The 10690-nt window shown below is 69.6% G+C and carries 5 protein-coding genes and 2 pseudogenes; 2 read left to right on the plus strand and 5 right to left on the minus strand.

Going from position 1 to position 10690, the window contains the following annotated elements; genetic code table 11:
- Positions 1–388 precede the first annotated feature (388 nt).
- Positions 389–5320 carry a diguanylate cyclase gene (locus FRANEAN1_RS35330; RefSeq protein ID WP_020464474.1) on the minus strand — a complete coding sequence of 1644 codons (4932 nt, stop codon included), beginning with the start codon at positions 5318–5320 and terminating at the stop codon, positions 389–391.
- A 222-nt stretch (positions 5321–5542) separates the two neighbouring features.
- On the opposite strand from FRANEAN1_RS35330, the gene FRANEAN1_RS40180 reads away from it, so the two are divergent.
- Positions 5543–6013, plus strand: coding sequence for a protein kinase (locus FRANEAN1_RS40180; protein ID WP_020464475.1), 471 nt, complete (start codon positions 5543–5545; stop codon positions 6011–6013).
- Between the two features lie 395 nt (positions 6014–6408).
- On the opposite strand, the gene FRANEAN1_RS44460 is transcribed toward FRANEAN1_RS40180, so the two are convergent.
- From FRANEAN1_RS44460 to FRANEAN1_RS35355, 4 genes and pseudogenes are all read right to left on the minus strand, one after another.
- On the minus strand, positions 6409–6717 hold the full coding sequence (locus FRANEAN1_RS44460) for a hypothetical protein (protein ID WP_041255145.1): 309 nt from the start codon (positions 6715–6717) through the stop codon (positions 6409–6411).
- A gap of 197 nt (positions 6718–6914) precedes the next feature.
- Positions 6915–7413, minus strand: a pseudogene (locus FRANEAN1_RS44465) (helix-turn-helix domain-containing protein); the annotation flags it as partial.
- Positions 7414–7781: 368 nt separating this feature from the next.
- Entirely contained in the window at positions 7782–8963 is a 1182-nt protein-coding gene (locus FRANEAN1_RS35350) for a hypothetical protein (protein ID WP_020464477.1), read from the minus strand.
- 29 nt (positions 8964–8992) lie between these two features.
- Positions 8993–9304, minus strand: coding sequence for a hypothetical protein (locus tag FRANEAN1_RS35355; protein WP_020464478.1), 312 nt, complete (start codon positions 9302–9304; stop codon positions 8993–8995).
- 517 nt (positions 9305–9821) lie between these two features.
- On the opposite strand from FRANEAN1_RS35355, the pseudogene FRANEAN1_RS35360 reads away from it, so the two are divergent.
- A pseudogene (locus FRANEAN1_RS35360) lies at positions 9822–10391 on the plus strand (IS6 family transposase); the annotation flags it as partial.
- Positions 10392–10690: the final 299 nt, after the last annotated feature.

Raw genomic sequence — 10690 nt, forward strand, 5'->3', positions numbered from 1 at the left:
CCGCTCGATACTCCAATTCCGTTGCATGGGTTCCCCACTGATGGACGACGGTAAGCCGGGACGAGAACGGGGAATTCTAGTGGCCGCCGGGTAGGATCACCGCGCGACGCGACCTTTCGGGTAATCGAGCATCCAGCCGCCAGCAACGAGCGACTCACGGACCGAATATCGATCGGTATCCCCGCGAGGTTCGCCTTCTCCTCGCCGGTGCGGTCGATGGTCAATGAGCCTTTCCCCGCAAGCTCTCGTCACTTTCCGTAGCAACATCGCCATGCGTCTGCGTTGGCGATGCAGGTTAGACCCGCACACACCAGTGCCGCCCGCACCACGGCGTCGGTCGGCTTGTGCAGCCCCACGTCGGGCACGTCCTCGACGCGGACGTCACCGGCTATCCCGAGGCGGGGCGCGGAAGTGCCGTTTCCACCCGGTTGCGTCCGCCGTTCTTGGCTTGGTATAGCGCCGTGTCGGCGAGTTCGACAAAGGTTGTCGGGTTGTCGCCGGGGGTGGGGACAATCGCGGTGACGCCGATGCTGACGGTGACGATCTGTTCGGTGCTCAGTGGGTGTGGCTCGGTGAGCTCCGCGACGGCGGAGCGGAGTCGATGGGCGATTCGGGCGGCGACGGGCAGATCGGTGCCCGCCATTACGATCGCGAACTCCTCGCCGCCGTAGCGGGCGGCGAGGTCGGTGCCGCGGATGTTGACGGCCAGGCAGGTGGCGACCTGGTGTATGCAACGGTCGCCGGCGGTGTGGCCGTAGTGGTCGTTGTAGAGCTTGAATTGGTCGATGTCGATCATGGCGAACGCGATGGGTGTCTTCTGGCGGGTTGCCCGGTGCCATTCGGCGTCGAGGACCTCGTCGAGGCGTCGGCGGTTGGCCAGTCCGGTCAGCTGGTCGGTGACCGAAAGCTGTTCGAGTCGCTGGTTGGCGGCGGCCAGTTGCCAAGTGCGTTCGGCGACCTTGCGTTCCAGGGAGGTGTAGACCTGGGCGTTGTCGAGGGAGACGGCGAGTTGTCCGGCGATGAGCATGATTCCTTCGAGGCGTTCGGTGGTGAACGCGCCGCGGATCATCCTGTTTTCCAGCAGCAGCATCGCGCGTAGCTCGCCGCGGATCGTGATGGGGATGGCGAGCAGGGAGCAGCGGTCGAGGCCGGTGAGGTAGGGGTCGCGGTGGAAGCGGTCGTCGCGGGTGGCGTCGGCGATGACGAGGGGTTCCTGGGTGCGTTCGGCGTATCGAATGACCGAGGGTGGCAGCAGCCGTCGTCGGCCGGCCTCGGCGAGCGGGACGGTGCCGGCGTCGCCGGCTGGCACCGGCCAGTCCCGCTGCTCCTGGTCGCGCAGTAGCAGGTGGACGCCGGTGGCACCCGTCAACGCGGACAGGATTCCCTCGACCCTGGTCCGTAGGCCTTCGATGCTGGTCTCGGAGCTGAGTGCCTGAGAGGCGGCGACGACGCCGAGCAGGTCGATGGTGCCGGTGGTGATGGTGATGGTGGAGCGGCGGGTGGCGGGCTGCGTCGGTGGGGGCGCGGCCGCCTGGGCGCCGGCGGGTTCGGTGCGTAGCGTCGGGTGGGCCCAGTCGAGCTGGCGAACCTTCGCGGTCGCGCCCCAGTCCAGGTACTGGCGACGGGCGGCGTCGAGCAGGGCACTCCCACCTGCCGTCATGCCATGGGCGAGGTGGAACCGGGCGGCGCGTTCCAGGATCAGCGCCCGGTGCCACGGGCGCGCCCGTACCGAGGCCTCGCACTGTGCCACGTCGAACGCGTACGCCGCCTCGCGGAAGTCGCCGGCGGCCCAGGCTCGCTCCGCCTCCACCAGGCGCAGCAGGTGCAGGAAGTTGACCGGCGCGTCGGCCGCCCGCGCGGCCAGCCACTCGACCGACTCGTCCAGCTCGGCCAATATCGCCTCGCGCCGGCCTGTCTCTGTGGCGGTGCGGGCCTGTGAGGCCAATGCCAGGGCCCGCAGCAGACGCGCCCTCGCCACCACATAGCTCGCTTCAACGGACGGCAGCAACGGCATCACGGCTTCCGTGTACTGGGCAAGCTCGGCCGGGCGGTCGAGGATGGCCGCGGCGAGCGCCCGGTTGAGATGCAAGTAGACGACGGCCATCGGGTTGGCGGCCAGCACGCTCAGCTGGGCCGCCTCGTCGGCCGCCGAGTCGATGGACTCGCCGCGCAGCACCCGGGCCAGCTGGCACCATGACCGCAACGCCTCCTCGACGTGGCCGTTGCCAGCGCGGGTGGCGAACGCCAGCGCGGCGTCAACCTGAGCGACAATCGCGTCCAGCGACGGCGCACAGTCCAGCTGGTTGATCACCAGCACGGTATGGGTCCAGCACGCGCTGTGCAGATCGCCGCTCTGGACAAGACCCTCCAGCGCGCGACGCGCCTCGGACACGGCGTCCTCGAGCGGGTCGAACCAGTGACCGGTACTGAACGCGTACAGGAACCGCGCCCGCCATATTTCCGGCTCGAAGCCGCGTTCCCGACCGACCGCGAGGATCCGCCGCATGATGCGGTACCCGGTGCGGTAGTCCTGCCTGCGGGCGCTGGTCACGAACGTGGCGTGACTCGCGGGGCAGAGCAGGGTGGGATCCGGGCCATGCCTCGCCCACATCGCCAGCGCCTGCACGGTCAGCCACGCCAGCATCGCCTGATCGCAGACGTACGCCGCGGGCATGAGAGAGTCGACGACCCCGAAAGCGTCGAGTTTCGAGCGGTCGGTGATTCTCGGCCGGCGCAGATCGTCGGCTTCGCTTTCGCTGGTCTGGTCGATCCACCGATAAACCGCATCCAATCCCCGGTCGATCTCCCGGTCGAGGTGGTTCCGGTCTGGGACGGGGAGGCCGAGTTGGCGCAGCTGGTCGAGGCCGAGCCGCATCGCCTCGCTAGAACGGCCACGGTCATGGATGCTCCTGACCTGCATCACTGTCGCATCCGTGCGTCCGGCTGGGTGGGTACAAAGCCGGCAGATGGTCTGATAGACCTCGTCAGCCTCGTCCAGCCGGCCGAGGCCACACAGGGCGGCCTGACGGCCGGTGTGGACCGCGATCAACTGGTCGGTGTCGACCGGCTCGATAAGCGTCACCGCGGCGGTCAGTAACCTCTCCACCAGCGGGTAGTTGCTCAGCATCTTCGCCTCGTCGGCGGCGCGCCGGAAAAGCCCGACCATCAGCTGCCGCTCCGCGGGTGCGTGCACGGAGTCGGCCACGGGCAGGTACTGCTCCGCCGCGACAGCGAAGAACTCACCTCGGCCGGCCAGGCGGCGGGCCAGCCGCAACCGCTCGGCGCGTAGCGCCTGCGCGCCGAGGACTCCCAGGACGGACTCCCGCGTCCGGTCGTGGTGAAACCGCACCCCCGGCCGGCTGTCGGACTCCAGCACCAGCAGGCCGTCGGCGAACGCGGGGCCGAGCCGCCGCTCGACCTCGTCCGCCAGCAGACCGGTCGCGGTCTGAAGGAGGTCCAGGTCCACCCGCCCGGCGAGGCAGGCCATCGCCGCCAGCACATCCCTGGTGTCCGGCGGCAACGCGGCCACGTGCGCGGCCAGCATTTCGGTCACGTCCACGTGCTCCAGCCGGCCGCGCAGCGTGGACTGGTCCCACCGCCAAGCACGATCACTGCAGACCAGTACGCCCTCGTGGCGCAGCGCGTTGAGCAGCTCCACCGTGTCGTACGGATTGCCTCCGGTAGCGGGCGCGATCAGCCGCGCCAGCTCGGCCGCGGGCCGCGGGGCCAGGCGCAACAGGTCGGCCACCATCCCCGTCTGACCGTCCGGCGTCAGGTTGCCCAACCGCAGGTGGTGCGGACCGACCGGCTGCCGCCGCCAACGAGCCAGCATCGGCGCCAGCGGATGAGCGGCGTCCACCTCGCTCTCTCGGTACGCGCCGACTAACAGCAGCCCCTCGACCACCTCCTCACCACCGAAGATCAGGTCGACGAAACCCAGCGGTGTCCGCCCAGCCCACTGCAGATCGTCGACGAACAACACCACCGGCCGCCTCCAGGAAGCAACGGCCCGCAGCATCCCCACCGCTGCGCGTGAGGCTCGCACCTGGGCGGTCATCGGATCTCCCGGATCCGGTGGCACCTTCAGCAGCGCCGCCAGCTCCGGCACGATGGCGCTGATCAGCCCGGCGTTGGGCCCCAACGCCCGCAGCATCCGGTCCCGGACCTCGGCCAGGTCGTCGTCCGGCTCGGCCAGCAACAGCCGGCCCAGCGCTCGGAACGCCTGCCGAACCGCGTCGTACTCCTGGTCGCGGCGGTACTGGTCGAACTTGCCCGCCACAAACCAGCCGTCGCTACCGGCCACGATCGGCCGCAGCTCGTTGACCAGGGACGTCTTACCCACCCCCGGTGCGCCACCGACCAGGAGCCCACGGCAGCGGCCCGCCATCGCCTCGACGAAGGCCACGCCCAGCTCGCCGATCTCCTCCCCCCGCCCGGCCAGCCGGGACGGCGTCAGCGGCCACGTCGGGAAATCATGCTCGCCGGGATGTACCGCCGCACCGCGGCCCAGCAGCGCGAGATCATGCACCAGCCCGTCGGCGCTCTGGTAGCGGTCGTCCGGCTCCTTCTCCAGCAGATGCATGATGATCGCCGACAGGTCGGCCGGCACCGCTGGGTTCACGGCTGACGGCGGTGCCGGCACCCGCGCGAGATGGTCATGAATGATCCGAAGCGGGTCGCCGACGCCGAACGGCGGCGCACTGGTCGCCAGCTCGTACAGGGTCGCCCCGACCGCGTACAGGTCGGCCCGCTGGTCGACCTGGCGACCGGTCCGGCCGGTCTGCTCCGGCGCCAGGTACGGCAACGTCCCGACGATCCCGCTGTGATGCACGAACTCCGGCTGAACCGCCGCCAAGGTCGTGGCCAGCGCGAAGTCGATCAGGTACAGCTCGGGCGCGCCCCGGTCGCCACCCACCACGATGTTCGCGGGATTGACGTCCCGATGCACCACACCCCGGCGGTGCATCCCCGCCACCGCGCGCGCAAGCGATCCGGCCAAATCGACCAGCTCGGCCGGCTCCAGAGGCATGACCCGCTCCGACAGAACCGTGCCACCGACATCGGCCAGCAGGATCGCCCCCGGGTCTGGCGCCGCGTCGGCCGCCAGCTGCGCGATCCCCTCGACCCCGGACAGCCGCCCGAGCGTCTCGACCTCATGCCGCAGCCGACGCTGTGGGTCAGGCCCTAGCGGTTCCTTCCGGATCACGCTCCCGGACGCGAACACCAGCCGAGCGACCCGGGTCCGCTCCGACTCATGGAGCACCTCCACCCGCGCCGCCAGCGGCAGATCCCGGCCCGGTGCCGATCGCTGGAATCCCATCTGCCAACCCCGCGTCCTGTCACATGCAGCTCACCTCCCCAGCCTTCCCGCGATCAAGGCCAGGCAACAGGGCGACTGGGCGACTCGGCGGCGACTCAGACCGAGACAAGCCGGACGTAAAGGCGATGATCCCCCTGCCGGAAGTTCACCCATAACGATCAGCGGCGTCCGACGGCTCGCGCCCACGAGGCCAGGAATGGCGCGCGGACGGTGGCCTGGGAGATGGCACTGTGCCTGTTCTTCGGGGAGAGCCACGAGGAGATGATGCGGATCCTGGTGGACGGCCGTCGGTCGATGAGCTCGTGGTCGAAGGGCTGTCACGTGCCGACGACCAGCGCGATCAGCCAGGCCCCGCTCGGCTGGGACCCGAGCGGGGCGGGTACTCACCCGCCGGCTGCCGGGCACGCCTCCGGAGACAACGTGCGCGGTCGGGTCGCGGTTGCCGCGGCGCTGTCCCGCCTGCATGGGCAAGACGTGCCGCACCGCGGCATCAAACCGGCCAACATCCTGTCCGACGCCGCCGGGCTGCTCAAGATCATGGACTTCGGGATCGCGCCCAGCAGCGCGATGGCCGGGGTGGGATCGGCGATGAGCCCGCGTAGCTGGCTGGCCCAGGGTAGCCGTGGCCGGGTGCCCTCGGACACCAGCCGGCGCACGTGTTCGTCGGGGTCTCGGGCCCACGTTTGCAGGTAGGCGAAGGTGAGTTCGGGGTGGTGTTCGATGAAGGGCCGGATCGGGCCCTCGCTGGACCACCGGGGGACAGCCGGGCCAGCACCGGCAGGGCCACGCACGGCTGTTCGAGGCCGTGGTCGGCGACGTAGGCCCCGCAGGGCAGGGTCATCCAGCCGGTGAACGACGGCGAGTCGACCGCCCGGTCCGGCACGGCGGCGGCGGCGGCGGCGATGAAGCGGGACGGCAACGCCGCGGCCAGAGCCGCCGCGATGTGGCGTACCCGCTGCATCAGGGCGAGCGGGGCCAGCCCGGTCGCCGCGTCGGCGCTGAACCGGCCGGCCGGGAAGGCCGGCCAGGCATGCGCGAGTTCGGCCGCGAGCGCGGCGACCAGGGCCGGTGAGAACTCGTCCTTGACGTCAGCCACCGGCCGCTCCGTTCGGTGCGGCGAGCAGGTCGGGGCAGGCTTGTTGGACCTGCGCCCACATGTCGCCGGGGGCGGCGAAGCGGTCGGCGCGGTACAGCTCGCCGATCGCGACGGCGAGGTCGAGCTGCGCCGCCGCCGGCTCCAGCCACCCGACGGCCGGCGTGGCTGCTAGTTCGCGGGGGTGGCGGGCGAAGGTCAGGTTGTCCCGGTCGAGGATGCCTGCGGCCAGCCCGCCCTCGATCTGCCGGCCGCAGCGGCACGGGTTGGCCGGGTTGACCAGGCCGCACCGGTTGTCGATCACCTGGCGGATCGTGCGTCGCGCCCGCGACACCCGCTGCCGGAACGCCGCCGGCGTGATCTCACAGATCGCGGCGCCGGCAGTATCCGGGGCACCGAGCACGTCGCCGAGAAGGTAAGCCGCCCGGACCGGCCAGGACAGGCACAGCAACATCCCGTAGGTGCAGCTGATCCGCACCTCCTCGCACAGCAGCCGGTACCCAGCAACGCGAACGTCGTGCCCGCCCGCTCGTCCACGGCGAACCGGACGAACCGGACCCGTGACCAGGCCAGCACCGCGCAGAACAACGTGCAACCCGCCGAGCACACCCCAGTCGATCGCCAGGGCCTCACCCGGTGCCCAGACCGCCGGCCGGCGGCCCCGGTGATGCCCCACCCGCCAGTCCGCCCTCGCCTCCGCGACCAGCCGGCGGAAGTTCCGCGGTGACCCGTCGTACCCCGCCGCCCGCGCCACCGGCAGCAGCCGTTTCGCCGAGATCCTTCCGCTGGTAGCCTTCACCCGCCCGGCGACCAGCTCCGCGACCGAGTCGTAGTTACGGGCCCGGCGCCCCCGAACCGGACGGCCACCACCGTTCTCATGCCGTTCGATGATCCGGCGGACCGTCTTCGGGGTCGTGCCGCACATCGCCGCGGCCCCTCGATACGAGCCCACCTCCCGGTAGGCCGAAATCACGTCCATACGTTCCCTCGCAGACTTCAATAGGAGCTCCTGGGCGGTGCGGTGACTGGCTCGACACCGCCACCGTCACCGCCCAGACCTCACGCTCCCGGCAGACACGACATCCCACGAGGAACCGGGACCACACCACGGCCACCAGCGGGGACTTCCACCTGGCCACCAGCGGGGACCTCTACCTGGCCAACAACGAAGACTTTTCCATGGCCACGGACAGCGCTCGGGCAGCGGGAACGACACGTCCACGATGGCCGGGATTACATGGTGGGATGCTGCCCGCTGTTCAATCACTTCGCTGTTGACCGGCATGCGGATAGGGAACCGGACAGACGACCCCGACTCGGATCAGCGTCGGGCCGCCGGCAGATCCACCGCGGAGACCTGAAGGCGGGTCACTTCCCGGTCGTGACGGCACCGAGGCCGGCGCGGTCGAAACGGGCGATCAGGCTGGGCTTCCGGAGATGCTCCTGACGCAGGCGCGTGAACCGCCGGGCAAACTCCGCCGTGGTGCCGGAACGTGAGGCCAGCGCCCGCAGATCCCCAAGGAGGTCGATGGCCGCGTCGTAGTCGTTCTGCCTGCGGGTGTCGATCAGCGCGTCGATGCGCCTCCAGGCCGTGTCCTCGTCGCGGACCAGAGCGTCCAGCCGTTTCTCCCGGGCCAGCGCACGCTCCCGGGCATCGCGGGCGTCCTGCTCGGCACGAGCAGCCTCGGCGTTCCGCCGGTGTTCCTGGCGGATGTCCGCGGCGGCGTCCAGCAGGTGGGCGACCGTGCGGCGGGGACGGCCATCCCGGCGGGGATCGGGCTCGCCACGAAAGCGTCGCAGCATTTCCATCTGGACCCGGGCCCCGTGGCCCTGTGTGACCTGGAGCAGGAGCTTCTCCTTGTCGCCGGCGGGAAGATCTTTGATCCACCTGGCCAGTGCACGGGGATCGTCTCTGGCCTGGGCCGCAGGCGGACTCGCCTGGGCCGCGCTGGCAAGCAGATCGGCGTCGAGACGGAGGAAGTCCGCCAGGGCCCGCTGCGGTGCGGTCAGGGAACCCAGCCCGGCGGGCACCGGCGGCTCGAGATCGTCCTCGGCCTCGTCGTCGAAGGCCTCCTCGTCGCGTTCCCACACCCCGTAGACCGCCAGCCAGGCCAGGTAAAGGGGCCGCAGATCACCGGCGGCGAGTTCGGCACGGACACCGACGATCGCCGACAACGAGTCCTCGGCGCCCTCCACCCAGTCCCCGCCCTCGTCCTCGCTACTCAGATCGAGGACGAGATGCTCTCTGGTGGTCCAGGCGGTCACATGCGGATCGACACAGTACTGCTCGGCGACCTTGAGATCGAGAAGGGCACGGGGCAGACGGAGCATCACCCGGTGGGTGCCCCAGCTGGCAAGATAGAGATGGGCGTCGTAGAACCGCTCCACCATCTTCCGAGGATCACCACGGAAGTCACCCCAGTGGTATTCATTGGTGAAACTGGTGGCGGTGATCCTGGCCCGAGTGGACAGCGCACGGACCTCAGCCTGCTGCCGTGCGTCCAGAGGCCGGTCGACGGCCAGGAACTCGTAGTACTGGTACGTGGACATCCTCTACCTGATTTTTTGCCACTTCGCCGTCAGAGCGCCCAGTGCCGGTAGGCCTCGATCCATTCCGCCCCACCCGGAGGAGGGTCGGGCAGTGACAGATCCAGAATCCCGATCGCCTGGCGGTACCTCCCACGGGCGCAGACCGCGACGATACCGCTCCCAGGCAGCAGATCGATCCCCATCACCGTCACTTCCACGCCCAGGACGGCGGTCCGGAAGGGAACGGCGAGACTGTCCCCGATCACGGCATGAAACGCCGTGAGCTGTTCGTCCTCACCATAGGCATCGACGACGGCACGCTCGACCAGCGCATCCAGCTCGACGTCACTCAGCTCCGCCATGGTCGGCAGCCTACCGACGCGATGGGTGGACAATCCTCGCCGGCTCTCGTCCTGCCTGCACGAGGGTATGACCGGGTCCGTGGTCCGCCCGCACCACGACAGCCTGCTTGCGACCGGCCGCGCCCGTCGACGGCACAGGGCTTACCACCTACGTGACGCGCATTCCGACAACCGGCGGCGGGAGCTGTCAATCGCTGTGGCTCCGGCATCCCTAGGCCGCAACCGCGAGCCCGTCGTCATAGGTGGCCAGGCTGCTCACGCTCCAGCCCCCAGTGGGTTCGAATAATTTCCGAGACCGGGTACATCTGGTCCCCGTTGCCGCTTACGAAGTCAGACCTACTCCGCGACGGCGGGCCGGTCGATCCGGGCCTGAATCAGGTGTGGCACGAGGACAGTGGAGTCCACGCACGTGGTGTACGGAGGGTGATCGTCTAGCGACTCGCCGGAGTGGCGGTTCGTGACGTAAAGCGACCGCCGCGTGATCATCATTCGAGAACGACCAAGGACTCGATGAGGCGGCATCGACGTTGACCACGTCACCGTCTACCGGTGCCTCGCGGTCCAACGCTTCACGCCCTTGCTCGTCGACGCCGCGCGGCCCTGCCGACACAGCCCTGGGGACAGGTGGTACGTCGACGAGACCTACGTCAAGGTCGCCGGCCACTGGACCTACCTGTACAGGGCGGTTGACCAGCACGGGCAGGTCATCGATGTCCTCGCCAGCACCCGTCGCGATCAGGCTGCGGCACGCCGGTTCTTCACCGCGGCGCTGTCTCACGGGCGCCGGCCAGTCGAGGTCACCACCGACAAGGCCCCCGTCTACCCAAGGCTCCTCGACGAGCTGCTCCCCGAAGCCTGCCATGTCGGCGCCGCGCGGGAGAACAACCGGATCGAAGCCGATCACGGCCGACTCAAAGCCCGGCTCCGGCCGATGCGCGGACTGAAACGGCTGCGTTCCGTCCAGACGATCAGCGCTGGCCATGCGTTCGTTCAGAACATCCGCCGCGGCCACTACGAACTCGGGATCGACACCGACCCGCACGCACGGCTGACAGCCGCGTTTACCGAGCTCACCCTCACGATCTGATCACCCGCTCGACAGGGCCAACCACGCCCTGCCATCCCGCAATGCAACAGACCCCGCCGAAGAAACGGAAGAAGGCGAAGACCGCCCCGGTCGCGCCTCCCACCCGGGCGACGCGACCGCCGAACTGCGCGCGGACACTGCACCGGCTTCGCCATCGCAGACCCCTCCCACGAGCAGGAGCAGATACCTGCGCATCACCGCAAACCGAGATCGCCACACCTCACCCGGCAGACGTTCACGGACAGCGCACTAGCCACACCGCACCAGTAGCCGCGAACCGCAAGTCTCGTACGGTGTGG

This window comes from Parafrankia sp. EAN1pec (assembly GCF_000018005.1).
Taxonomy (GTDB): domain Bacteria; phylum Actinomycetota; class Actinomycetes; order Frankiales; family Frankiaceae; genus Parafrankia; species Parafrankia soli.

Excerpts from the sequence above, each read along its gene's own strand:
- FRANEAN1_RS35330 (WP_020464474.1), bottom strand. The coding sequence starts at position 5,320 with ATGGGATTCCAGCGATCGGCACCGGGCCGGGATCTGCCGCTGGCGGCG.
- FRANEAN1_RS40180 (WP_020464475.1), top strand. The coding sequence starts at position 5,543 with ATGGCACTGTGCCTGTTCTTCGGGGAGAGCCACGAGGAGATGATGCGG.
- FRANEAN1_RS35350 (WP_020464477.1), bottom strand. The coding sequence starts at position 8,963 with ATGTCCACGTACCAGTACTACGAGTTCCTGGCCGTCGACCGGCCTCTG.
- FRANEAN1_RS35355 (WP_020464478.1), bottom strand. The coding sequence starts at position 9,304 with ATGGCGGAGCTGAGTGACGTCGAGCTGGATGCGCTGGTCGAGCGTGCC.